Origin of the sequence: Mesorhizobium intechi, assembly GCF_002879535.1 — a bacterium.
GTDB lineage: Bacteria > Pseudomonadota > Alphaproteobacteria > Rhizobiales > Rhizobiaceae > Mesorhizobium > Mesorhizobium intechi.
In genome coordinates this window covers 1-23,891 of sequence record NZ_PNOT02000388.1, presented here as the reverse complement: position 1 = coordinate 23,891, position 23,891 = coordinate 1, and the positions used below count along the sequence as shown (strand labels likewise).

Sequence of the window (23,891 nt, the reverse complement as noted above, 5' to 3'; positions counted from 1 at the left end):
GGCAATCACATGTTCCAAGAGGTTTTGCAGACTGTTTTCATGAAGCAGGAACCGAGCGTCGACAGCGATGACGGGCCGATGGTGGTTAATGGTGAAATCGGAACGCAGATTGCGGCCAGTCCCGACAACCAGTGGGTACAACTCTCTGTCCTCTCGCAATTGCTGGTGCCGCGGCTTGGTTGGATGAAGCTTGTCAACGGCGATGGAACCCCGTTGCTCAAAGAAGCGGAAGCCCCGCCGCGCATCGAATTTGGTGTCTGGTCGTTCATCAATGCATGTATCGACGCGGAGTTCTGGATCAACGGTCAAGGTAAAAATAGTCCGTTCTTCGTGGCGGCAGACTACCTGATAGCTTGGGTTCTCATCGAGACGAAGAACAAACTTGGCAACATCGGACCCAAGACACCCCCCGGAGACGGAACCGGGCCTTTCCAACTAACCACCACGGAATGGGCGACATTCCTGGCAGACCCGATAGCAGCCGACTACTCAGCGGCCAGTCGCGATATTGGCCTCGATCAAATTGCCGGGGCGGCATTTCTCGCCCGCAAGGCGATGTCCGACATGTCAGCCGCAATCACACAGAACGATGCGGCGGCCGGCATAAGGGATACGCAAACCGTCGCTGGACCCTACATTCCTGCCTATATCGATGTTCTGCTGGTTCACATGTTCGGCTTGCCGACAGCCACGAGTTTTCGAACCCTGAAACTTGCCGGCCAGGGCGGGACCGCGGTTGACGCCGTTCTCAGGCAATCGTTCAGTGATGCGGATGTGCAAGCGTATCTCAAGACACGAGACAATGTGCTGAAAGACTGGGATTCGGGTGTCATCGAAACGGTCGACGGGGCGATCGTCAATGTCCAGAACCTGTTGGGAGCTGCTTTCGCCAAGGCGTTCGCATTGATCCAGCAGCAGGCTCCGGAGGATCTGCCAAAGGCTGATGGTGTGGCGTCATGGTTTGCGGTTGCTGACGCCGAGCGGGTGGCTTGGGAACCTTTGGGTGACGAGACAACACCGGCCGCGCAGACCCGCATTCGGGGGTACTTCCAGTCGATTGGCCAACCCCTTCGCGATGGGGCTGCCATACCGCCATGGTGCGGCGCCTTTGCCGGATTCTGCGTGAAAACCGCCAGTCCCGTTCTTCTCAAGACGATCAGGGGAAATCCGCTAAGCGCGGGCAGTTGGCAATCCTTCGGCAACGAGAGCATCCAGCTCGGTGATCCCAATCCGCCGCGGGGCGCGATCGTGGTGCTTTCGCCGGACAAGAATTCGTCCAGCGCGAGCCATGTCGGCTTCTTTTCACGCTATCTGGGCTCCGACAACGCGCAGGTCGAGTTGCTCGGCGGTAACCAGAGCGACCGCGTGACTTTAACCAAGTTTGATCGCTCGAAAATAATCGTCATCCGCTGGCAGAGCGCGCAGAAGGCCGCCGATAACAATGCCAGTGACGCTGCCATGGGAGCCGCTGACGCTGGACAGTTCAACACGTTGCTCGATTTCATCGGCCAGTTCGAGAGCGGCGACAATTACAATGCCTACTTTGCTCATTCCAGAAACACCAACAATCCTGCATTGGTAAGCATGACCCTACGGGACATCTTGATCTTCCAGGACCAGTTGGTCGCTCAGAACAGGATCTCGTCCGCCTGCGGCAAGTATCAGATCGTCAGAAACACCCTGAAAGGCCTGATAACCAATGGCGCCATCGGGCCCGCCGACATTTTCTCTTCAGGCAACCAGGACAGGTTGGCAATAGCGCTGATGAAGCAGCGAGGCCTCGGCGCCTTCCTCAGTGGCAACATGTCAGAGGATCAATTCGCACTAAACCTCGCCAAGGAATGGGCCTCCATGCCGGTGCCCATTGCTACCAAAGGCCAGTTCAGAAACGTCAAGGCGGGCGAAAGCTACTACGCGAGCGATGGGGTGAACAAGGCTCTCACCACGGTTGAAAAGTTCCGGGCAGCGGTAAGAAGCGCTCAGAAATAGAAACCGATGGGCTCTGAGAAACATGCTTGACCCAAATGCCCGCAGCTATTCCTCGTTCCGCTTCTGCGCGATCAGATCCAGCCGTTCGCGGTCGGCGCTCTCGCGTTCGTCGCGGTTGCGCACGTCCTTGTAGGCGCGCTCGACCATGTTGGTGCGGGCATTTGCCGTGGCGATGAGGCCGGCCTCCTGCCTGGCGCTTTCCAGGCTCTTCTCCTGGCGCACCACCGCCTGGGCGATGCGGCGGTGATAGAGATCGGGGAACAGGCCGGAGAGCGAATTGTCCTGGTCGAAATGGCCGATCAATTCCTTGGCCTCGGTCTCCGCCGCCTGTGCCGCGGCGAGAAAGGTGGCGTGGCGGGTCTCGTGCAGCGCCTTCAGCTGCTCCTGCACCTTGACCAGTTTCCGCAGACGATCCTTGCGCGTGCTCATCTCACCTCGCCAAAGTCAAGTCGACGAACCCGTCGACGAACAGCGACAACATGGTGCCGATGGCGAAATAGAAGATGATCATGCCGCCGGCGATGACGAAGGGCTGGGAGATGAAATAGATCGGGATCTGCGGGGTCAGCTTGTTGACGAAGCCGATCGTCAGATTGACCAGAATGGCATAGGCGACGAACGGGCTGCCGAGGCGGATGACCAGGAAGAAGGTGTCCGACACGGTGTCAGTGATGTCGACGAGGGCGGCCTGCGGGTTAAAGAAGACGTTGACCGGCGCGACCGTGTAGGACGCCACCAAAGCGCGGACGATTTCGTGGTCGAAGTCGAAGACGAACAACATCAACAGCGCCGAGAACGAGATGATGGCGGCAAGGGCGGCCTGCGGTTCCGGCTCCTCGATCGCCGGCCCGCCCGAGCCGCCATAGCCGATCAGCATGGCGATGGCCGAGCCCATGAAGCGCAATGCCTCCATGTAGAGCCTGGTCATGGCGCCGATCAGCCCACCAACCAGGAGTTCCGAGATGATCATCGGCACCAGGATCTGCGGGCGCGGATCGACGAAGGGAATGATGCGGTCCCAAAGGAAGGCAAGCAGGCCACCGGTGGCGGCGACCGCCACGAACAGCCTGACCTGCACCGGCACGCGGGCGCTGGACAGGCCCGGCATCAGCATGAAGCAGGCGCCGATGCGGCAGAAGGCGAGGAACGCCGCGATGACGACGCTCTGCGAGAGAACGCTCACGATATGGTCCCGAGCACCCTGATCTCGACGCCCTTGGCGATTTCGACATGGGAGAGCACCGGCAGCGTGGTGAACAGCCGCTCGATGATCATGCGCACATAGGGGCGGGCGTCCGGCGCGGTGACGAGAACGAAGCGCTCGCCGGCCTCGAGGAATTTCTTGATCGCCTTGGTGGCGTCCTGGCCGAATTCCTCGAGCTGGCGCGGATCGATGTCGAATTCGCGCACCTCTCCCTTGGCGTCGCGCTTGAGGCTCTGGTGGAAGGCGAGATCCCAGCGGTTGCCGAGCCGCAGCACCTTGAGCACGCCGCCTTCCGAAAGATCGCCGCAGATCTGCTGGGCCATGCGGATGCGGACGTGCTCGACGATCTGCTCGGTACGGCGCACATGCGGCGCGATCTCGGCGATGGCCTCGATGATCAGGTGCAGATTGCGGATCGAGACGCGCTCGGCGAGCAGCAGCTTCAGCACCGCCTGCAGGCCGGGATAGGAGATGTGCGTGGTGCAGATCTCGTCGGCCAGCTTGCGGTATTCCTGGTCCTGGCGCTCGAGCAGCGCCTTCATGTCCTTGTAGGACAGAAGCTGCGGTAGGTTGTTGCGGATGACTTCCGAGAGATGGGTCAGAAGCACCGACATGTTGTCGGCGAAGGTGTAGTTCTCCCGCTTCAGATCCTCGGCAAAAGTCTCCATGACGGAATAGGCACGCATGCCGAACGCCGGCTCGCGGATCTCTTCGCCCGGGATATCGGGTACTTCGCGGCTGCCGAGCAGAACCATGATCTCGCCGACACGCATCGAATATTCGGCGACCACCGTGCCGTGCACCTTGATCTGATAGCTCTTCGGCGGGATGGCGAAATCATCGGCGACACGCACTTCCGGCACGACGAATCCGTATTGCTGGGCGAATTTCTTGCGCATCTTGGCCATGCGGAAGACCAGCTCCTGATGTGACACGAGCAGCCGGGTCGACAGCTGCTTGCCGATCAGCAGTTCGATCTCGGCGGTGGCAAGCGAGGCCTTTACCGAGTTCTTCTCTTCCTCGGCCTTGGTCGCCTTTTCCTGGGTCTTCTGCGCCTCCGCCTCGGCGAGGACGCGATTGGCACGCATCGGGATTATGTAGCCGAGGCCGGCCATGCCGCCGGCCAGCGCAAAGAAGGGGAACAGCGGCAGGCCTGGCATCAGGCCGAGCAGCACCAGCAGCGCCGCCGCCACATAGAGCGCGCGCGGATGGGCGCCGAGCTGGCCGAAAACGGCCTGGTTGGTCGAGCCGCGGGTGCCGCCCTTGGAAACCAGCAGGCCGGCGGCGAGCGAAACGATCAGCGCCGGGATCTGAGTGACCAGACCGTCGCCGACCGACAGCTTGATGAACACATCGGCGGCCTGGCCCATGCCCATGCCGTGCCTGATGTAGCCGATGGCGATGCCGCCTACGATGTTGATGGCGGTGATGATGAGCCCGGCGATGGCGTCGCCGCGCACGAACTTCGAGGCGCCATCCATCGAGCCGAAGAACGAGCTTTCTTCCTCCAGTTCGCGGCGGCGCAACTGCGCGGTCTTGTCGTCGATCATGCCGGCGGAAAGGTCGGCGTCGATCGACATCTGCTTGCCGGGGATGGCGTCGAGGGTGAAGCGGGCGCCGACTTCGGCGATACGCGTGGCACCCTTGGTGATGACGATGAAGTTCACCACGATCAGGATCATGAAGACGATGAGGCCGATGACGAAGTCGCTGGCCATCACGAGCTTGGAGAAGCCGGCGATGACATAGCCGGCGGCGTGCGTGCCCTCATTGCCATGCGACAGGATCATGCGCGTGGTGGCGATGTTGAGCGATAGCCGCAGCATCGTGGCGATCAGCAGCACGGTCGGAAATGAGGAGAAATCCAGCGGCCGCTGGATCCACAGCGCCACCATCAGGATCAGCACCGAAAGCGCGATCGAGAAGGCGAGGCCGATGTCGATGAGGAAGGCCGGGATCGGTAGGAACAGCACGGCCAGGATGATGACGATGCCGATCGCGAAGAAGATGTCGCGGCCATTCTTGGCCACCGCGCCGGGCTGGATGCTTTCGCTGATCGCCATATAAGTCCTCGAACCATAGACTGCCGCGCTGGACAGCCCGGCGAGGGTAGCTGGCCAAGCTTGCGCGAGGGTGGGAGAGTGGCTTGACCTGATGTCGCGAAGGAAGGGAATCCATGCTCCTCATCATCGGTACGATCCGCTTGCCCGCCGGAAAGCTGGAGGAGGCAAGGCCGGCCATGGAGGGCATGGTTTTAGCCAGCCGCGCCGAGGATGGCTGCCTCGAATATTCCTATGCGCGCGACGTGCTCGATGCGGGGCTGATCCGGGTCACCGAGGTGTGGCGCGACAGAGCGGCACTCGATGCGCATTTCCGTGCGCCGCATCTTGCCGAGTGGCGGGCGAGCTGGCCGGCGCTTGGCATCGGCGAGCGCAATCTCGTGCTGTATGAAGCCGGCGAGCGCATGCCCACCTGATCGACCGCTGCTCGACTGGACAGCAACCGGCAGACAATCAGGACTTGGACGAAGCGGCCGTGGCGACGCCGACCAGCCAGCGCCTGACGGCGCGTTCTTCCGCTTCCGACAGCCCCTGCGTCAGCTCGTTCTCGATCGCCTGCACGCGCTCGCGGCATTTTTTCAGCAGTGCGCGGCCGCTGTCGCTCAGATCGATGTGCTGGATGCGGCCGTGAACTGCATGCGGCTTGCGCACCAGCGAGCCGGCCCGCTGGAGATTGGCGACGATGACGCTGAGCGTTTGCGGGGTGAGCAGCGCCAGCCGGGCCAGGTCGGCGTTGGAGACGCCGGGGTAGGCGGCAAGCATGGTCAGCGTGGCAAATTGCGGCTGCGTCACGCCGAGATCGCCCAGCGCCCGGTCCATTCTGAGCCGATGCGCGCCGGCCGCCTGTCGAAGCAGGTAGCCGAGATAGCCTTCCTCGCCGCGTTTGCCTTCGCCGGGGGCGGGTATCGACGCATGCGGATTTGGCTTGCGCATAATGTAAGAGCTCTTATATGTTGTTCGTGCGCTGATATTATGACAACAAGGAGCCCATGGCGATGGGTCATCGAATCTTTCTCGCCGGTGCCTCCGGCGCCATAGGCCAGCGGCTGATCCCGCAACTTCTGGCCGCGGGCCATCAGGTGACGGGCACCACGCGTAACGCTGACAAGGCCGCGACATTGCGCGCCCTCGGGGCCGAGCCGGTGGTCGTGGACGTCTTCGATGCCGAGACATTGTTGCTCGCGATGCTTGCCGCCAAGCCTGATATCGTCGTCCATCAGCTGACCGACCTGCCGCCAGGGCTGGATCCGAGCCGGATGGGCGAGGCGGTCGTGCGCAATGCCCGCATCCGCGACGAAGGCACGCGCAATCTGGTCGCGGCCGCCGTTGCGTCCGGTGTCCGGCGCATGGTGGCGCAAAGCATCGCCTGGGCCTATGCGCCAGGCCCGGAGCCGCATGGCGAAGCCGACCCGCTGGATGGCGGCGCGAGTGGCACTCGCGGCATCAGCGTCAGTGGCGTCATCGCCTTGGAAAGGGCCGTTCTCGACGCCCCATTCGCGGGTGTCGTTCTGCGATACGGCCAGCTCTATGGGCCGGGGACGGGAACCCATGCCGCCGCCGGCGCGTCGCCATTGCATGTCGATGCCGCCGCCCATGCCGCACTGCTCGCGCTCGACAAGGGCGCGCCCGGCATCTTCAACGTGGCGGAGCCCAACCAGGCCGTCTCGACGCAGAAGGCGGTCGAGGAACTGGGTTGGCGCGCGGACTTCCGCTTGCCTGCCTGAATTCGGAGACATCGACATGATCGGCAATCAAGCTCGCTTGCGCACCGGCCAATCCCTCATCGCCCTCAGCGCTGTCGGGGTCCTGTTCGCGCTGGCGGCAAAGTGGGCAGGCCTGGACTTCATCGGCACCATGCCGGATGCCATGCACACGCACATGGCGAACGCCGATGCGGACGGCGCTGCCGGAGCACGGCCGAAGACGGTCGTCACGCCGATTTCCTGCGAAAAGCTGCCCAACGTGCCGGGCAAGTCGATCACCACGGTGATCGTGGCATTTCCGCCAAACGGTTTCACGCCTCGCCACCGGCATCCGGGCTCGGTGAGCGCCTTCGTCCTGAAAGGCACGCTGCGGTCGCAGCTGGAAGGTGGTCCCGCCGGTACCTATGGCCCGGGGCAGACCTGGTTCGAGCCGCCCGGCACGGTCCATCTCTTCGCCGAGAATGCCAGTGCCACCAAGCCAGCCGAATTGCTGGCAACGTTCATCGCCGACGATGGTTGCGGGGCGTTGACCATACCGGACTGACGACAGAACCGATTGCCTCTCGATTAGAGGTGGGAAGACCTCACCAGCCGGGGTTTGCGGCCATAATGGCGCCTTTGATGTCGCCATTGTGGTTGTCATGCCGTGCCGCCCGGCGTATCAGGCGGGTCTGCCTTTTTGATATCGGCGAGCCGCCCGAGTGCTTTCCAGAAACCAACCACAAGTCTATGCCCGCCGGCTGCGCGCGGTGCTTCTGAGGTCAATTCCCCTGCTGGAAGCGCGCGGCATCGCCGTCGTCATGCTGGCAGGCGTCGTCGGCGTCATGGCGGGCATACTGGTCACGGCAATGAGCCAGATCGTGCAGGACTTGCACGGGCTGTTGTTCGGCGTTCAGCCCGGTGGCCGGCTTTCCGGCATGTTCTCGCTCGCGAATCCGATGCAGGCACTGATCCCGGCAATTGGCGGCATCCTGCTCGGCTTGAGTGTAATCTGGCTGAGAAAGCGCAGATTCCGGACACCTGTCGATCCGATCGAGGCCAACGCGCTCTATGGCGGTCGCATGTCGCTGACCGATACCTTCATCATCGTCTGCCAGACTATGATCTCCAGCGGTTTCGGTGCGTCGGTTGGTCTGGAGGCAGGATATACGCAGGTTGGCTCCGGCGTGGCGTCGCGTTTGGCGCGGGTGTTCAAGCTGCGCCGGAACGACGTCCGCATCCTCGTCGGCTGCGGGGCGGCCGGGGCCATAGCCGCCGCATTCGACGCGCCGCTGACCGGCGCTTTCTATGGCTTCGAACTGGTCATCGGCATCTACTCGGTCGCCAATGTCGCGCCTGTCATGACGGCCGCGATCTCCGCCTCGCTGACGGCGGAAATGTTCGGGGGCGTGCCGTTTCCGCTCGAGCTTTCAGGGCTGCCGCAACTGACCCCGAGCCAGTATGTGCCGTTCCTGCTGCTCGGACTGCTGGGCGGCGCGGCCTCGATCGCCATCATGCAGTTGGTGACGCTGATCGAGCGCGGTTTCAACAGGATGTCGGTCGATACCTCGCTGCGCCCCCTCATCGGCGGCGTCGTCGTCGGCCTTTTGGGATTGATCACGCCGCAGGTCCTGTCCAGCGGCCATGGCGCCCTGCATCGCGAATTCGCCATGAACTATGGGCTGGCCGTGGTGGCCAGCGTCTTCGTCCTGAAGCTTGCGGCATCCGCGATCTCGCTGGGGTCCGGCTTTCGCGGTGGCCTCTTCTTCGCTTCGCTGTTTCTAGGCGCCCTGCTCGGCAAGGCGTTTGCCGGTGTGATGGCGCTGGTCTCGCCGGCGACCGGCATCGACCCTTCGGTTGCCGCCGTCGTCGGCATGACGTCGCTTGCCGTCGGTGTCGTCGGCGGGCCGTTGACGATGACCTTCCTGGCGCTGGAATCAACCCGCGACCTGACGCTCACCGGGGTGGTTCTGGCCGCCTCGATCATGGCGGCGATCCTGGTGCGCGAGACCTTCGGTTATTCATTCTCGACATGGCGCTTCCATCTGCGCGGCGAGACGATCCGCAGCGCCCACGATGTCGGCTGGATGCGCAGCCTCACCGTCGGCTCAATGATGCGCAAGGACATCAAGACCATCGATGCCGCGACGACGCTTGCCGCCTTCCGCGAGCAAATTCCGCTCGGTTCGGCCCAACGCGTCATCGCCGTCGACCCGGGCGATCAGTATGTCGGCGTGCTGATCGTGGCCGAACTGCACAGCGATCCCGCCGGCGGCGAGGTCCCGGTGCGCGATCTCGCCCAGTACAAGGATGCCGTCCTGGTGCCAAGCATGAACGTGCAGACCGCCGCCGAGACGTTCCAGCGCGCCGGCGCTGAGGAACTGGCCGTCGTCGAGGATTTCACCGACCACATCGTGCTCGGTCTGCTGACCGAGGGCCATCTGATGCGGCGCTATGCGGAGGAACTCGAAAAGGCACGCCGGGACCTCTCGGGCGAGGGATAAGACTTCTCGCCACGCGTCCCCTCGTCAATCGGCGGCTTGCTCACGTGACCCTTCCGACTTGCCGGCTGGCCCAGCGAGTTGCGCAGTGCTGGCGCCCATTCACGGCTTGCCACATGTACAGTGGTACTGTACAGCCTGTTAAGTGCGGTGAGGAGACGGCATGATCAAGGGGTCCGACAAGGTTTCGGTAAAGACGCGCGACGCACCGGCCGCGACGCATGCCCACCAAGTGCTGGGCATGCGCATCAAGAGCCTTCGCCTCGCCCGCAGGCTATCCCTGCGCGAGCTTGCGGAAGCAACCGGGACGAGCGCCAGTTTCATCAGCCAGCTCGAACGCGGCCTGACAGGAGCCAGCACCGCCTCGCTCAACCAGATGGCTTCAGCGCTCGGCGTCAGCGTCGCCATGCTGTTCGAGGAAAGCACCGCACAAAATCATGGCGTTCTGAGGCGAAGCGAGCGGCCGAGCCTGCCGCCCAGCGACGGCTGCCGCAAGATGCTGCTGTCGCGCCCGCCACTGGGCGACATGGAGGTGTATGTCGGGGAATTCGACATTGGCGGCTCGACCGGGCCTGATCGCTACACCCATGGGGACGCGCACGAGATGCTCGTCGTGCTGCGCGGGGTCGTCGAGGTCTCGCTTGGCGAGGCGCGCCACGTGCTCGAGGAGGGCGACAGCATCGAATACACGACCTCGACACCGCATCGCTCAGAGAACATCGGCAGTGGCCGAGCCGAAGTGATGTGGATCATCGCGCCGCCGACCTCGGTGCGCGCCGAACTCGATCAATACACGGCCTGGAAACCGCTCGCGGCCAGGTAGATCCAATCCAATGCGGACATCAATGGGAGAATGACAATCATGCAGAAAACGAAGGCCTTGTATCTCGGCGCCGTGATGGCGCTTGGTATGCTGGCAACCGGAGCGTTCGCGCAGGATAAGCCGGTCGCTTGAGCACGGCGCTGCGCATTGCCGGCGCGACGGTGACGGCGCCGCGCCGGATCGCCGGCGAAGCCAACCCGGTCATGTTGCTGCGCCCCGAAAAGCTCGCCATCCGCCGGCCCGGCCAGGACGCGGCAGGCACCACCAACCGGCTGCCGGGGACGATCGCGGAAGCCATCTATCTCGGCTCGGGATCGAAATACGAAGTCAGGCTCGCCGACGGCTCCATGGCGATCGTGCGCTCGCCGCTGACCGGCGACAGTTTCGGCCTTGGCGACAAGGTGGAACTCTGCTTCGACGGTGCCGACGCCAAGCTTCTGGCCGACGACAGCTCGGCCGACGCGACGCTAACCTGATCCAGTCAATTCGAAAGTCATCCCATGCAAGCCAAGCGCAATGGCGACATATCGTTCTGGTATGCGGATCTGGGAGGGGTTCCCGCGCCCCGGCCACCGTTGCCTGGCGATACCGAGGCCGATGTCGCGATCGTCGGCGCCGGCTATACCGGCCTGTGGACCGCCTATTATCTGAAGAAGGCGAGGCCCTCGCTGCGCATCGCTCTGATCGAGCGCGAATTTGCCGGCTTCGGCGCTTCGGGCCGCAATGGCGGCTGGCTGTCGGGTGGATTTTCCTGGTCGCGCGAAAAATATCTCAGGACCTCGACCCGGCAAGGTGTCAGCGCCATGCAGGCGGCCATGGCGGGCTGCGTCGACGAGGTGATCCGGGTGGCGAGCGAGGAAGGGATCGATGCCGATATCCGCCGGGTCGACAATCTGACGGTGGCCACCAACCCGGCGCAGCTCGAACGCGCGCGCGAGGAGTGCGAAACGATACGGGCCTGGGATGTCGACCCGACCCGCGTCGAGATGCTGGATCAAGCGGCGACGCGGGCGCGCATCAACATCCGCAATGTCATGGGCGGTTTCGTTGTCCACGGCCAGGCACGGGTGCAGCCGGCCAAGCTGGTGCGCGGGCTTGCCGCCGCCGTCGAGCGGCTGGGTGTGCCGATCTACGAGCAGACGACGGTGACGGCCATTGCCAAGGGCAGCGTGACGACGAATCGCGGCACGGTGCGGGCGGAAACGATCATCCGCGCGACAGAGGGATTCACTGCCGGCATTCCCGGCGAGGAACGGACCTGGCTGGCGCTCAACAGCGCGCAGATCGTCACCGAGCCGCTGTCGCCGGAGCTTTGGCGCCAGATCGGCTGGGAGGGCCACGAGCTTCTCGGCAACGCCGCCCACGCCTATTGCTATGCCCAGCGCACGCGCGAGGGGCGCATCACCATGGGCGGGCGCGGCGTTCCCTACCGCTATGGCTCGCGCACCGACGTCAACGGGCAGACGCAGCAGGCCACGATCGACCAGTTGCACCAGATCCTGACGACGCTGTTGCCGCAGACGGCGAACTGCCGCATCGAGCATGCCTGGTGCGGCGTGCTCGGCGTGCCGCGCGACTGGTGCACGACTGTCGGCCTCGATCCCGCGACCCGCATCGGCTGGGCCGGCGGCTATGTCGGGCTTGGCGTGTCGAGCTCCAATCTTTCCGGCCGCACGCTTGCCGACCTGATTCTCGGCCAGGAGACGGAACTCACGAAGCTGCCCTGGGTCAACCGCAAGGTCAGGCGATGGGAGCCGGAGCCGTTCCGCTGGCTCGGCGTGCATTCGATGTACCAGCTCTATCGCGTCGCCGACGGGCGCGAAGCCGCCGGGCTTGCGCATACGTCGAGATTGGCCGCGCTCGCCGACAGCATCACCGGCCACTGATGATGGAGACCAGTTTGATCGACCTTTCGACCTTCCACGATCTCGCCAACGCCGACATCGGGGCGTTCTCACCCAAGCCGACCTCCATCGAGGGAAATCAGGTCGAGGCGGCGCGCTCGCTTTTCCAATCGCCGGACGGGACCGTCGACATTGGTATCTGGGAATGCACGCCCGGCCGCTTCACCGCCGACCGCACGGGGTCATCGGAGATATGCCATATCATTTCGGGGTGGGTCGAGGTGAGCCGCGCCGACGGCGAGGCGCGCGAACTGGGACCAGGCGACCTTCTCGTGCTGCCACGGGGATGGAAGGGCGAATGGCGCATCCGAGAGACCACACGCAAGCTCTACATGATCCAGTCGGCGGGCTGATCGACTGATGCCAGCCAGACAGGGTCAGTGCTCGATCGGGCCCTTGGCCATCACCAATGCCGTGCCGGCGGTGGTCGGACGCTCGATGACGCGGCGCACGCGCGGCGGCTCGTCGCCGCTGTGCAGCGCCCGCAAGCGCTCGCCGACCATGGCGTCGGCATGGGTGATGCGGCCATTGTGGCGCACATATTCGAGCCAGGTCGGCGTGTGGTAGTGCTCGATCCACACCGAGGGATTTTCGAGATCGCGCGCCAGTGTCCAGTTGCGGGCGCCGTCGCGGCGGCGGATGCGGCCGCGTTCGGCCATGGTGGCGAGGAATTCCGCCTCGTCCTCGTGCCGGATGACGTATTCGATCATGATGGCGATGGGACCGCTGCGCGGCTTCAGGTCGAGGGCGAGATGCGGCTCCTTGAAGCGGTTGAGCGGGTCGAGGTTCAGCACCTGCTGTTGCGGCAACGGCAGGACAAGGCCGATGGCGCCGCCGGCCAGCATGGCGATGGCGGCGGCAATCAACGCCGTCTCGGCGCCGTGCGCATCGGCGACGACACCCCAGATCCAGCTGCCCAGCGCGATGCCGCCGAAGGTCGCGGTCTGGTAGACTGACAGAACCCGGCCGACCACCCAGCGCGGCGTCGCCATCTGCACGGTGACGTTGAAGTGCGAGAGCGCGATCACCCAGCAGGCGCCGCCGACCAGCAGGCCGATTGACGTCTGCCAGGCGTGATGGCTGAGCGCCGCATTGAAGGCGCAGACGGCGAAGCCGGCGAAGGCACAGCGCACCATCGTCTCGCTGGAAAGCAACTGCCGCAGCCGCACGCTGATCAGCGCGCCGCCGACGGCGCCGATGCCGAAGGAGCCCAGCATGATGCCGTAGGTCAAGGCATCGCCCCTGACGACGTCGCGCGCGACCAGCGGCAAGAGCGCCAGGACCGCGCCGGCGCTAAAGCCGAAGGCAGCGCCCCTGACCAGCACCTTGCCGATATTGGGCGACATGGAGACATAGCGCAAGCCTGCACCCATGGCTGCACCCAGCGACTCGCGCGGCAAGGTCGATACCGGCACGTCCGGCTTCCAGCGGGCCATTACGATGATGAGGCCGATATAGCTCACCGCGTTCGCCGCGAAGGCGGCCGCGGCGCCGGCGGCCGCGACGACGATGCCGCCGATCGCCGGACCGACGCTGCGCGTCAGGTTGAAGCCCATGGAGTTCAGCGCAACGGCCGCGGGCACCTTGTTGCGGGGAACCATGTCGCCGACGGAGGCCTGCCAGGATGGGCTGTTGAGTGCCGTGCCGCTGTCGATCAGGAAGGTGAAGGCAAGCAGCGTCCAGGGCGTGATGAGGCCATACCAGGTGAACACCGTCAGAAGCACCGAAACGACCAGCATGAAGGTCTGCGCCACCAGCATCACCTTGCGCCGGTCGAAGCTGTCGGCAATGGCGCCGGCGACAAGCGCGAACAGCATGATCGGCAAGGTCGTCGAGGCCTGGACCAGCGCGACCTGATAGGGCGAGGTGGCGATCGTGGTCATCATCCAGGCGGCGCCGACGCCCTGGATCAGGCCACCGAAATTGGAAACGAGACTTGCCGACCAGACGGCGCGGAAAATGCCATGCCGGAACGGCGCCAGCGCCGAAACGCCTTCGCTGTCCGGTTTCTCGTCGATCATGGATGGGTTCCTGCCAGAGCGTGCTGATCCTTGCGGTTTCTCCGCATCGTTTGCCGAAACTATGGCATTGTGCCGCAAAGGGCGAACGTCATGCGCGGAAGATCATGGTCCAACAAGGGGATAGAGGAGGGCCAGCTTTGCTTGCGGCGGGCCGGGCTCGTCTGCGCGCAGCACGCCTTGCATGCCCGCGGTGAATTCGGCCGATAGCCGGAGCCGGCTTTTTCGAGCCATCACGTTCTGAAGCGGTTTTCGGCGGCTTTCTTCAGAACCCGTTCTGGATGCGCTGAAAGATGACGTTGGTGAAGGCCGATATCTGGCCGCCAATGAACGGGCCGGTGAGCGCCACCACCAGCATGATGGCGACGATCTTCGGCACGAAGGTCAGGGTGATTTCCTGGATCTGCGTCAGCGCCTGGATGAGGGCGATGCCGATGCCGACCGCCATGGCGACCAGCACCACCGGAGCGGACGCGGTCAGCACCGTCCACACCGCGTACTGGACGATGTCGAGGGCGTCGGCCTCGTTCATGCGGGCGGCTGGCCTAGCTTGCCGGCTTGATCGACACGCCTGGGCCGACGGGGACCGTGGTGCCATCTTGCAGCACCGCGATCAGTCCCCTGCTGGCGAGCGTCACCGAAGCCACTATGCCGGTCGTCTTTCCGTCAGCCGACGTGATCGAGCGGCCGATGATCGCATCGGCCTGCGACAGCGCGGAGGACTGCATGATCTGGTCGAGCTTGGTGTTGGTCTGCACGGATTGCTCGACCTGCGAAAAGGTGGCGAGCTGGGCGACGTATTGCGTCGAATCCATCGGCTTGGTCGGATCCTGGTTCTTCATCTCGGCGATCAGAAGCTTCAGGAACGACTGGTAGTCGACCGCCGTCTTGGAGGTCGACGTGGTGGTCGAATTGGCGCCAACAGGTATCGTCGTCGTCATGTCCACGGTCATCAGTAGCTTGCTCCCACGGCCAGCGGGCGCGGTGCGCCCAGAACATCGTCATTGCCGCCAAGGGCGCGGCGTTCGAGAGGATAGAGCGAACGGATCGCCTTCAATGCCTCGTAAATATGATCCTCGCCGACCATACGGTCGATTTGCTTCAGTGCGCTGCAGATCTCGGCGTCCTCGAAACTCGCGATGAGCAACGGCAGCGAACGGCGGAACATTTCGCGGGCGTCATCAGCGCCGGCCGGGTTGATCAGCATGACCTGCACGATGAAATAAAGCTGCCTGAGCGGCGTCGACGCCTGGTCGGCCTGGATCACATGGCCTTCGAGCAGGAACTGCACGTCGTTCATCAGTTCGATTGTGACCTTGCGGTCGACGCGGATGACCGCGCCGTTGATGTAGATCTTCTCATTGGGCTTCAGCGATATCTTCAGCGTGTTGGTCATTGAATGCCGTCGCGTATGATCTGGGACACTTCGATCAGCCCCTCGAAATTGTTGGTGCGGCCCTGGCGGATATCCTCCGCCTCGCGCAGCAGCCAAAGGCCGATGGAAATCAGGTTGGCGCGCAATTCCTTGGGAAGTGCATTGTCGCTGGAGCCAAGATCCTCGACGAAGATTGTCCAGACGCGGTTGGTGAAATTCAGCGCCTCGATCGCCTCCATCGAATCCTGCCCGGCCGTGGCGGCCGCCGACAGCATGTTGATCGAGCGGGTCAGGAGTTCGCGCTCACGGTCCTTGGCGTCGGAGACGGAGGTGCTCTGGACGTCGGCGTAGGAGAATTGGTACATCGTCGGCTCTACCGTTCCGCTGGAAGTTGTCAGGTCAGGTAATTCAACAGGCTGAGTTGCTGCAGACGCGCCGTCAGGGCGAAGGACGTCTCGATATGCTGTGTCAGATCCGCGACTCTGGTGGCGGCCGTGGCCGGGTCGACGGCTTCGAGGTCGAGGATATGGCGTTCGAACAGATCGATCTGCGTCTTCATGCGGTCGCTGGCATCGGAGACGCGCTTCTGCACGATGCCGGTCTCCGACTGGACCTGGGCGATGCCGCTCAGCGCCTCGCCGACCAGTGTCTGCGAGTGGGTGACGATGCTGTCCTTCGCCGCCCGGCTGATGTTGCTGGACATCAGGCTAGAGACCATCGCCGCGGCCATGGCGAGCTTCCTGATGCCGTCGCTGTTGGCACTGGTCGAGGTTTCGGTGGTTTCGTTGAGCGCGATGCGGCTGACGATCTGCTGGTCGGTGGCGTTGGACATGTTGGTCTGCCAGCCCGCGCCGAGGAACTGCGGCGCGACGTCGTTGGTGATGAAATCGTCCATCTGGGCGGCGGTGATATTGGCTGCGGCGGGATCGTTTGGGGTGAAGCCGAACTTGGCCACGAAGGAGGCGTCGAAGGCGGCCTTGGCCGCCGAGCCGGTGGCCGTGAAATCGTTGATCGGTTTCACGTCCGTGTTGGTGCCGGCAAACAAATATTCGCCGTTGACGCTGGTGTTGAGGATCGAGGTCAGCTGCTGGAGTGTCGTCTGGCCGGTCGACTGGGTCAGGCTGTTGGAGTTGTCGCCCGACGACGCGGTGGTCAGGGCGGACAGGAAGGTCTGCGCCACCCCGGAGAGCTGGCCGAGCGACGTCTGCGTCGACGCAAGCCTCGCGGTGACCAGCCCGTTGGAATCAACGATCACGTTCAGCCGGTCGAGGTCGCGCGAGAAGGTGACGGACTGGGCGGTGCGTCCGCCCAATGCCAGTCCGACATCGGCGACCCTGCCGGTCGAGGATTCTTTCGTGGCTTTGACGAGGTCGGCCTGCATGCGCATCTGTTGATAGCGCATGGCATTGGTGAGGGCAGCCGAAGAGACTGAAGTCATGGATTATCACACCGCGTTCAACAGGGCCGTCATCATGTCGTCGACGGTCTTCATCATCCGGGCCGATGCCTGATAGGTATGTTCGAGGTCGAGCATCAGCGACATTTCCTGATCGACATTGACGCCCGTCGCATTGGATAGCGCCTCGGAGCTGCGCTGTGCCAGCGCTTCCTTCGCGTCGGCTGCGGTCGAAGCCTGCTGGCGCATGCCCTGCAGCCAGCCGATCGAATTGGCAGCGTAGTCGGAAACGCTTGATGTCGCCGAAATGCCCGCGGCGGGGTCGAACGTCATCGGCTGGTCGAGCCGGTCGCCATAGGCAACCAGGAGGCTGGAATAGGAAGCGCCGCCGCTGGTGTTGGCGACATAGGCCGCACCGTTTGCGCCGCCGTCGCGCAGCAATGTCGGACTGCCGCCGGCGCTCGGATCCATCGCCGCATTTATCCTGATCGTGCCGGCCAGGCCATTGACCAGCGTGCCCGCGGCCGGCACCGCCGGCGCGCCGGACCAGGTGAACAGGCCGGCCGCGTTGGGCATCGACGGCGCGGTTTCGGCAAAGGCCGTGATCAGGCCGCGCGCGGTCTCGTCGAGCTGGCCCTGCATGGTCGAGGCGACGCCGTCGCGCAACTGCAGCAGGCCGGCGAGCTTGCCGCTGGCGGTGGTGTTGCCGCCGCTTCCCGCCGAGACCGGCACATTGTCGATGTAGATGGTGTTCCCGGGGGCGCCGGCGGCATAGCCGGCGGCCGGCGTGAAGCTCACCGTGCGCGGTATCGTCTCGAACAGCGTGGTGCCGTCACCCGTGGTGATGACCATGTCGTTGTCGCCGCGCGTGAAGGTCGATATCGGAACATAGTCCGCGATCTTCTTCAGCAGCGCGTCGCGCTGGTCGAGCGCATCGGAAACATCGGTGCCGGAACGGGTTCCGGATATGACCGCCTGGTTGGCGTCCTGGAACTGGCCGAGCAGCGAGTTGAGGTCCTTGACCGCCGTGTCGATCTGGCCGTCGGTCTGGGTGCGGAAATCCTGAATGGCCTTGGAGCCTTCATTCAGGGAGCGCACGACCTGCTTGGCCGCGTCGATGACGCTGGAGCCGAGATTCTGGTTGGACGGCGAGGTGGCGTAGAGCTGCAGCGCCTGCTGCAGATTGGCGATGGCGGTCGAGGGCGAGGACGCATTGTCGACGCCATTGACCGAAACGTTCAGCTGATCCATGCCGCTGTAGAGAGCGTTCTGGCCGCTATAAGCCGACAAGGCACTGAGATTCTGCCGGAAGAGCAGGTCGTTGGCGACGCGCTGGATATCAACCGAACGCGCGCCGGGCGCCGTGCTGGTGACGACGGCGATGCGGCGCGCATAGTCCGGATTGGAGGCGTCCGAGACGTTGCGCGTGACAACGCTGGTCTGACGCGCGGTACTCATAAGCGCCGATTGGGCGATGCTCAATGCGGAAGATAACGACATGCTGGTCTTTCACGGGCCGTGCCCGGTTTATCTCTTCAGGTTGACAAGGACGTCCATCAGGTCGGAACCGGTCTGGAAGACTTTCGAATTGGCCGTGTAGCTGCGCTGCGCCGCGATCATGTCGGTCAGTTCCTCGGCGATATCGACGTTGGAATTCTCGAGCGCGCCGGAGATGATCGAACCGGCCTTGCCTTCATTGGCAAAGCCGACGCGGATCGCGCCGGAATCGGTGCCTTGCGCATAAACGTTGCCGGGCAGGGCCTTGAGTTGGTCCGGGCTTTGCACGTCGGCCAGTGGGATCTTGTAGAGCGGCTTGGTGGAACCGTCCTTGTACTGGGCGTAGATGGTGCCGTCCTTGCTGATCTGGACCTTGTCGATGGTGCTGGGCGCGTTGCCGTTGACCTGGGCGTCGGAAACCGTGAAGCCTGTGCCGAGCTGCGTAAGCTTGGACAGGTCGAGATTGAGGCTGGCGCCGTTGGGCACGGTAAATGAAACGCTGGTGGGCGTGCCGGTGAGCTTGCCGGTCGTGGTGTCGAATGTCAGGTTGGCCGTGCCGAGCGCGCCGCCAGTGTAGGGGAACGATGTTCCAGGCGTCGCCGTCGACTGATCGAAAACCGCGACCTGCCAGGTGCCGGTACCCGTATTGGTGAAATAGACGTCGAGCAGCTTCTTGTTGCCGAGGTTGTCATAGGCGACCATCGACGATTTATTGGTGTACTGCGCGGTGGTGGCGTTGGCGCCGGGCAGGTTGGCGGCGACGACCGGTGTCGCGCCTGCCGGCAGATTGCCGCTGAAAGTGCCCAGGGTGCTCGGCGTTGCCGTCAATCCCTGGTCGGAGATGACGACCGGCTCCAAGCCTTCGAAGCCGTTCACAGTCGCCGCCGGCGTGCCATTGGCGTAGCTGTAAGCCATCAACTGGAAGCCGGCCGCGTTGACCAGCCTGCCCTGTGCGTCGGGAACGAAGGCGCCTGCGCGGGTCAGGAAAGGCGTGCCGCTCGGATCCTGGACGACGAAGAAACCATCACCGCTGACGGCAAGGTCGGAGACGGAAGTCGTATACTGCAGCACGCCCGGATCGCTCACCGCCTGCCGGATCGTCGTGGTGACGCCACCGGAATTGTAGGCGCCCCCCGTCGACGGCATGATCAGGGTCGAGAATTCGGCCGAGGACCGCTTGTAGCCGGTGGTGTCGGAATTCGCGATGTTGTCGGCGGTTGTCGACAGGCGGTTGGCCTGGGCGTTCATGCCGGAAACGCCGGTCCGCATCATTCCGTAGAGGCTCATCGAGATGTCTCCGCAATATCCATGCCACTGGCGGCGAGGCTACGCGTCCTGTCTTGCGCGAGGCTGGCGCGGCGCGGCATCAGAAGACAAGCCGGTAGCCGAGGAAGCGTTTGGAATCGATCGGGTCGGTGCCCAGCTTCTCGCGCAGCTTCTTGCGCAATTTGCTGATGTGGCTCTCCACCACGTTCTCCTCGACCTCTTCGTCGAAGATTCCGTAGATGGCGTTGAAGACCTGGGTCTTGGTGACGCGTCGGCCGCGGTTGCTCGCCAGATATTCGAGGATGCGGCGTTCGCGGCGCGGCAGGGGCAGCGGCTGGCCGTCGATCTCGGGGTCTCGGCCGTCCATGAAGATGCGCATCGCGCCGATCTCGGTGTAGGCGACATCCTCATGGGCGCGCCGGCGGATGGCGGTGATGCGGGCCAGGATCTCTCTGATATGGACGGGCTTGCGGATGACGTCGTCGACGCCGCTCTCGAACAACCGCAGCGTGTTTTCCAGTGAATGCTGCTCGCTCAGCGCAATGACCGGTGCGCCGGTGCGGTCGCGGATCTGGCGCGGAGAGATGGCGCCCTCGCGGCAGTCGCCGATCAGGAAGGCCCGCACCGATCGCAGGTCGGTGTCGGCGGCCGAGTTGACCCACTCGCCGAATTCGCCTGGAGCGAAGCCCGCGCAGGCGACGCCCTCGCGATCAAAAAGTGAATTGTATCCCTCAGTTACGAGCTCTCGCTCGTCAACGATCACGATCATCGGCCCCGCCTCCGAATCAGCACATTTGCCCCGTGGGGAAAGGCCTAACCGTTGGCGGGAATCCTGAACAACCGTCATTTCTTGTAACTAGTTTCTTGGGAGTCCGGATCGTGCCGGTTGCATTAGCGAGCAGCCAGATATGCTTACGGGGGGAAGCTCTGGGTAAGTCAAAACGGCAAGCCCTGAGCAGCACTACAGGTGCATCAGGAGCAGAAAATACGCTTAAGGGTTGCAGAAGGCGCGGGCGTTGGTTGTCCATTTGCCGAAACCGGTGGCAACCATATTGGCGATCACCCTGCAGACATAGACCTTCTGCGCCGGGTCGTTGTCGGGGCCTGCATGGTAGCGGGCGACGGCCATCGACCAGGTCTCGTGGCGGGCATGTAGACTGGCCAGGAAACGCGCGGCATAGTCGACGTTCTGGCGCGGGTCGAGCATATCCTCGACGCTGCGGAAGTGCGAGGAATGATAGTGGTGGTTGATCTGCATGCAGCCGAGATCGATCAGCGTCTTGCCCTCGCGCTGGGCATTGGCGAAGGTGGCAAGCGCTTCGGCCCGGCTCCTTGGAAAGATCGCTTTTCCTTCTACATTCAATGCATTAGGCTGAAGACTGCCTTTCTTGCCCGTCTCGGTCAAGCCGACGGCATAGAGGATGCCGGCAGGCACGCCATAGCGATCGGCAGCGCGCAGGATCTCGGGCTCGCAGGGGTTGGTGGCGGCGAGGGCGCTGGTTGCGAGGCTAGATAAACATATCGCCGCCAGCGCGCTCGCGAGATGGCGAAGCGGCGCGGCCGTGGGCTTGCGCGTCATCATGATTACCCCTTGCGGACTGCTGGCCCGGTTGCTGACCGCCAGCTCCGCCGTTGCCGCCACTGGAGTTTCCGGTCTGAAAGGCGGACTGGTCGCGGCCAGGCGTGGCGGTGAGCGGGGCGGTCGCATCCGTCCGGACCGCAGCTGGAACTGCTACTGAAGGTTGCATGATGGTGACCTTATCAACCTCGAAGCCCAGCCCGCGCAGCGACTTTACGATTGCCTCGCTGTCGCTGGAAAGCCGGCGATAGGCGTCGTGTGTTTCGGGCTTCAATTCAATCGAGAGTTGTTCTCCCGAGAGGCGAAGATGGGCGGTAACCATGCCCAGCTCCGCCGGGTGAAGTTCGATCTTCAACACATGTGTCGGAACGGCAACAGAACCGACCATCTGGGTGGTCGCGGAGCCGGTCGAAAACGCATGTTGCGGACCAACATCGGCCGCTACGGCGTTGATTACGTTGAGGGCTGCCTGGCTCATCGGCGCCTGCGGCGGGGCGGGGAAGCTGCGCTCGGAAACCACGTCGACGCGCGCCTGGCCCGGGAGCTGTTTTCCCGGCTCCGACCGCAACGAGGACTGGACGGCGGCGATGGACTTCAGTTGCGGCGCCGCCTGCTTCTGTTCGACGCCCGGCACATCGGCGGTTGTCGTCTCGGGCAGGGGGCCAGCCGCGATTGCATTGTCACGCCGCGGCGCGCCGGTGCCGGCGCTCGCGTCGCGGCCCGATTGGCCGTCGAGGTTCTTCAACGGCCCGTGCACGAGTGAGACCCGCTCGGGCTTCGGCATCGGTTCTAGGTCGTCGTGCCCGGCGACGGATGTCGCCCGATAGGCTTTCGAGAGGAGCTGCCCATCGAGCGCCGGTTCCTGTCCGGCCCCGCTTGCGTCGGCTGACTTGGCCGATGTCGAGAAATGGCGCAGGTCATGCAACGCCATCAGCAAAGGCAGATGATCGTCGAGCGGCGTTGCACCGGCGTCGGTCGCCGGCGTTTCGGTATCGGCGTCCTTGTCCGCCTCAACGCCCTTGCCGTCCTTCATGGATTTCGCTGCCGTCGATCCGGTGGAGGTGGTCCTCACCCTGCCTGCCGGCGTCGGCTCGTCCTCCCCTACCTGTGCCGCCAAGCCGGCGGCAAGCTTGCTCCAGCGCGGATCGCGCCCGCCTACCTCGGTCGTCGGCTGCTTTTCCGCATGGCCTGCGGCGCCATGCACCATCTTGCCGAAGCCAGCATCATCCTTCTTGCCGGGGGCGGCCGGCTGCTCCGCCGTGCGCGCGGCGGTAAATCCTGGCAGGGCCGGGCCGAGGCGGGCTGTCATTTCGGGGCGGCTCCAAGCATCTGGTCTATCAGGTCGAGCTGTCGACGGGTTTTCATCATGGCGGCGTCGGTTGGATCGGTGGTGTCGGGAGTTGCAGAAGCCGCCGGCGCCGATGCCGGCAGGACCGTCGCCGAATCGGCTGAAGGCGGCGACGCGCTCGTTACGGCCGCGGCCCCGCCGGATGGCGGCGATGGCTGGGATGGCGAGGTGGCGGGCTGTTCGGAGACGGCACCCTCGACGGGCGGCAATCCGGACTCGTCGGCGGTCTGCGTGGCGGCCTTAGACTTGGGCTGCGGTGCAAGTGGTGCAGAGGCCGGAGTCGCGGCCGGAAGGGAAGCAGGCGGGGCAACCACCTCACCGGCGATCGCCTGAGCGGCGTCGAGCAGGGCACGGTCACCGTCAGACAGTTTGCTGCGATCGATCTTGCCGAGCTTGATGCGGACATCCTCAATCGTACCGGAAGTCACCGTGGACAGGCTCGAGTAAAGCTCGGCGCGCGGATCGCCCTGATTGGTGTTGCCGTCGCGGCCCTGCTCGGCCCGCGCGGAGGCGAAGGCCGACAATTCGCTGAGGCCGTCGATGGCGGCGCGGCGGGCGATGCGCAGATAGATTACCTTCTCGCGCTCGGGATCCATCATCGAGGTGATGTCGGCGAGCTTGTCGTGGCTTATCGACATATGCAGCGCGATGACGCCGGAGACGAAGGAATCGGCGAACTGGCTGGCATAGGGCGAATAGAGATAGCGCTCGACATATTGGGTGGAAGCACGCGCGAATCGTGCGGCATCGCCCCTGGCCACGGCGATGCCGACCGAACGCCGCAGGGCCGCTTCCTCGACCAGCGTGCCGGGGCTGAGCAGCTTTGCCTCATCGAGCAATGTGAGCGCCATCACCGGGTCATCCGTCGCCATCAGCGATCCTTTGACCAAGGCAAGAAAAGCGCCGAGGTCGCTGGGCAGCGTCATAGGATCGATGGGCCTCAAGACTTCGATCGCTCCGGCGGGCCGGCCAACCAGATAGTTTATGACGCCCTTGGCGATTGAGAGATCTTGGGCATCCACGGACTTGGCGCGAGAAACCGCCGCCTCGACGGTCACCGGATTGCCGCCGCTCATGCCGTAGACCAGGAGTGCTCGAAAATTCCTGGGGTCCTTGAAGTCCTCCGCATCCGCTTCGCGCAACCGGGTATCGATCATCTCGAGCAGCTTGGACTGCATCGGCATGGCGGCGTGATCGCCGGCGGCGATGCGGTCCTGGACCAGCTGCAGCGAGCGCACCAGCTGGTAGG

The 23,891-nt window shown here is 63.9% G+C and carries 25 protein-coding genes; 9 read left to right on the top strand and 16 right to left on the bottom strand.

Translation table 11 applies throughout. The features are described 5' to 3' along the window. The first annotated feature begins 9 nt into the window (after positions 1 to 9). Positions 10 to 1,989, top strand: a complete 1,980-nt coding sequence (locus tag C1D09_RS32455; protein WP_167514839.1) for a hypothetical protein — start codon at positions 10 to 12, stop codon at positions 1,987 to 1,989. Between the two features lie 45 nt (positions 1,990 to 2,034). On the opposite strand, the gene C1D09_RS32450 is transcribed toward C1D09_RS32455, so the two are convergent. The 3 genes from C1D09_RS32450 to flhA are packed head-to-tail and all read right to left on the bottom strand — an operon-like array spanning position 2,035 to position 5,256. Continuing rightward, on the bottom strand, positions 2,035 to 2,418 hold the full coding sequence (locus C1D09_RS32450) for a hypothetical protein (RefSeq protein WP_143977993.1): 384 nt from the start codon (positions 2,416 to 2,418) through the stop codon (positions 2,035 to 2,037). Between the two features lies 1 nt (position 2,419). Further along, the gene (gene fliR, locus C1D09_RS32445; protein ID WP_038649353.1) at positions 2,420 to 3,172 is read right to left on the bottom strand and encodes a flagellar biosynthetic protein FliR; all 753 of its coding nucleotides are present in this window, start codon (positions 3,170 to 3,172) and stop codon (positions 2,420 to 2,422) included. After that, the gene (flhA, locus tag C1D09_RS32440) at positions 3,169 to 5,256 is read right to left on the bottom strand and encodes a flagellar biosynthesis protein FlhA (protein WP_143977992.1); all 2,088 of its coding nucleotides are present in this window, start codon (positions 5,254 to 5,256) and stop codon (positions 3,169 to 3,171) included. Before flhA ends, fliR begins: the two co-directional genes overlap by 4 nt. Before the next feature lie 113 nt (positions 5,257 to 5,369). Here flhA and C1D09_RS32435 point away from each other — a divergent pair, with 113 nt between their 5' ends. Further along, positions 5,370 to 5,669 carry a putative quinol monooxygenase gene (locus C1D09_RS32435; RefSeq protein WP_143977991.1) on the top strand — a complete coding sequence of 100 codons (300 nt, stop codon included), beginning with the start codon at positions 5,370 to 5,372 and terminating at the stop codon, positions 5,667 to 5,669. A 37-nt stretch (positions 5,670 to 5,706) separates the two neighbouring features. Here the strand turns inward: C1D09_RS32435 and C1D09_RS32430 are convergent, their stop codons facing one another. Continuing rightward, positions 5,707 to 6,186: a MarR family winged helix-turn-helix transcriptional regulator gene (locus C1D09_RS32430; protein ID WP_143977990.1), complete on the bottom strand. Its 480-nt coding sequence runs from the start codon at positions 6,184 to 6,186 to the stop codon at positions 5,707 to 5,709. 62 nt (positions 6,187 to 6,248) lie between these two features. On the opposite strand from C1D09_RS32430, the gene C1D09_RS32425 reads away from it, so the two are divergent. The 7 genes from C1D09_RS32425 (at position 6,249) to C1D09_RS32395 (ending at position 12,516) form a co-directional block, all read left to right on the top strand. Continuing rightward, on the top strand, positions 6,249 to 6,977 hold the full coding sequence (locus C1D09_RS32425; protein WP_143977989.1) for an NAD-dependent epimerase/dehydratase family protein: 729 nt from the start codon (positions 6,249 to 6,251) through the stop codon (positions 6,975 to 6,977). A gap of 16 nt (positions 6,978 to 6,993) precedes the next feature. Then, a complete protein-coding gene (locus C1D09_RS32420) occupies positions 6,994 to 7,500 on the top strand; it encodes a cupin domain-containing protein (protein WP_143977988.1) in 507 nt (168 codons plus the stop codon). A gap of 157 nt (positions 7,501 to 7,657) precedes the next feature. Further along, on the top strand, positions 7,658 to 9,439 hold the full coding sequence (locus tag C1D09_RS32415) for a chloride channel protein (protein ID WP_143977987.1): 1,782 nt from the start codon (positions 7,658 to 7,660) through the stop codon (positions 9,437 to 9,439). 160 nt (positions 9,440 to 9,599) lie between these two features. Beyond that, positions 9,600 to 10,259 carry a helix-turn-helix domain-containing protein gene (locus C1D09_RS32410; RefSeq protein WP_143977986.1) on the top strand — a complete coding sequence of 220 codons (660 nt, stop codon included), beginning with the start codon at positions 9,600 to 9,602 and terminating at the stop codon, positions 10,257 to 10,259. A gap of 128 nt (positions 10,260 to 10,387) precedes the next feature. Beyond that, positions 10,388 to 10,735: a TOBE domain-containing protein gene (locus C1D09_RS32405; RefSeq protein ID WP_246135964.1), complete on the top strand. Its 348-nt coding sequence runs from the start codon at positions 10,388 to 10,390 to the stop codon at positions 10,733 to 10,735. Between the two features lie 24 nt (positions 10,736 to 10,759). After that, the gene (locus tag C1D09_RS32400; protein WP_143977985.1) at positions 10,760 to 12,145 is read left to right on the top strand and encodes an NAD(P)/FAD-dependent oxidoreductase; all 1,386 of its coding nucleotides are present in this window, start codon (positions 10,760 to 10,762) and stop codon (positions 12,143 to 12,145) included. Positions 12,146 to 12,147: 2 nt separating this feature from the next. Next, positions 12,148 to 12,516: a cupin domain-containing protein gene (locus tag C1D09_RS32395; RefSeq protein WP_143978017.1), complete on the top strand. Its 369-nt coding sequence runs from the start codon at positions 12,148 to 12,150 to the stop codon at positions 12,514 to 12,516. A 24-nt stretch (positions 12,517 to 12,540) separates the two neighbouring features. Here the strand turns inward: C1D09_RS32395 and C1D09_RS32390 are convergent, their stop codons facing one another. From C1D09_RS32390 to C1D09_RS32335, 12 genes are all read right to left on the bottom strand, one after another. After that, positions 12,541 to 14,184: an MFS transporter gene (locus tag C1D09_RS32390; RefSeq protein WP_143977984.1), complete on the bottom strand. Its 1,644-nt coding sequence runs from the start codon at positions 14,182 to 14,184 to the stop codon at positions 12,541 to 12,543. 262 nt (positions 14,185 to 14,446) lie between these two features. After that, entirely contained in the window at positions 14,447 to 14,713 is a 267-nt protein-coding gene (gene fliQ / locus C1D09_RS32385) for a flagellar biosynthesis protein FliQ (protein ID WP_010911298.1), read from the bottom strand. Between the two features lie 13 nt (positions 14,714 to 14,726). After that, positions 14,727 to 15,134 (bottom strand): flagellar hook assembly protein FlgD, encoded by a 408-nt coding sequence (gene flgD / locus C1D09_RS32380; protein WP_143977983.1) that lies wholly within the window; start codon positions 15,132 to 15,134, stop codon positions 14,727 to 14,729. Beyond that, positions 15,134 to 15,577, bottom strand: a complete 444-nt coding sequence (gene flbT / locus C1D09_RS32375; RefSeq protein ID WP_143977982.1) for a flagellar biosynthesis repressor FlbT — start codon at positions 15,575 to 15,577, stop codon at positions 15,134 to 15,136. Before flbT ends, flgD begins: the two co-directional genes overlap by 1 nt. Beyond that, positions 15,574 to 15,921, bottom strand: coding sequence for a flagellar biosynthesis regulator FlaF (flaF, locus tag C1D09_RS32370; RefSeq protein ID WP_143977981.1), 348 nt, complete (start codon positions 15,919 to 15,921; stop codon positions 15,574 to 15,576). Before flaF ends, flbT begins: the two co-directional genes overlap by 4 nt. Positions 15,922 to 15,950: 29 nt before the next feature. Continuing rightward, the gene (locus tag C1D09_RS32365; RefSeq protein WP_143977980.1) at positions 15,951 to 16,994 is read right to left on the bottom strand and encodes a flagellar hook-associated family protein; all 1,044 of its coding nucleotides are present in this window, start codon (positions 16,992 to 16,994) and stop codon (positions 15,951 to 15,953) included. A gap of 6 nt (positions 16,995 to 17,000) precedes the next feature. After that, complete coding sequence (gene flgK / locus C1D09_RS32360; RefSeq protein ID WP_143977979.1) at positions 17,001 to 18,452, bottom strand: flagellar hook-associated protein FlgK; 1,452 nt, start codon at positions 18,450 to 18,452, stop codon at positions 17,001 to 17,003. Positions 18,453 to 18,479: 27 nt separating this feature from the next. Continuing rightward, positions 18,480 to 19,736: a flagellar hook protein FlgE gene (locus tag C1D09_RS32355; protein WP_143977978.1), complete on the bottom strand. Its 1,257-nt coding sequence runs from the start codon at positions 19,734 to 19,736 to the stop codon at positions 18,480 to 18,482. Between the two features lie 79 nt (positions 19,737 to 19,815). Then, positions 19,816 to 20,484 (bottom strand): response regulator transcription factor, encoded by a 669-nt coding sequence (locus C1D09_RS32350; RefSeq protein ID WP_019860967.1) that lies wholly within the window; start codon positions 20,482 to 20,484, stop codon positions 19,816 to 19,818. A gap of 222 nt (positions 20,485 to 20,706) precedes the next feature. Continuing rightward, complete coding sequence (locus C1D09_RS32345; protein ID WP_167514838.1) at positions 20,707 to 21,294, bottom strand: transglycosylase SLT domain-containing protein; 588 nt, start codon at positions 21,292 to 21,294, stop codon at positions 20,707 to 20,709. Then, positions 21,224 to 22,327, bottom strand: a complete 1,104-nt coding sequence (fliK, locus tag C1D09_RS32340; RefSeq protein ID WP_246135963.1) for a flagellar hook-length control protein FliK — start codon at positions 22,325 to 22,327, stop codon at positions 21,224 to 21,226. The genes C1D09_RS32345 and fliK overlap by 71 nt, the downstream gene beginning before the upstream one ends. Positions 22,328 to 22,599: 272 nt before the next feature. Beyond that, a partial coding sequence (locus tag C1D09_RS32335) for a chemotaxis protein MotC (RefSeq protein ID WP_143977976.1) occupies positions 22,600 to 23,891 on the bottom strand: 1,292 nt, incomplete at its 5' end.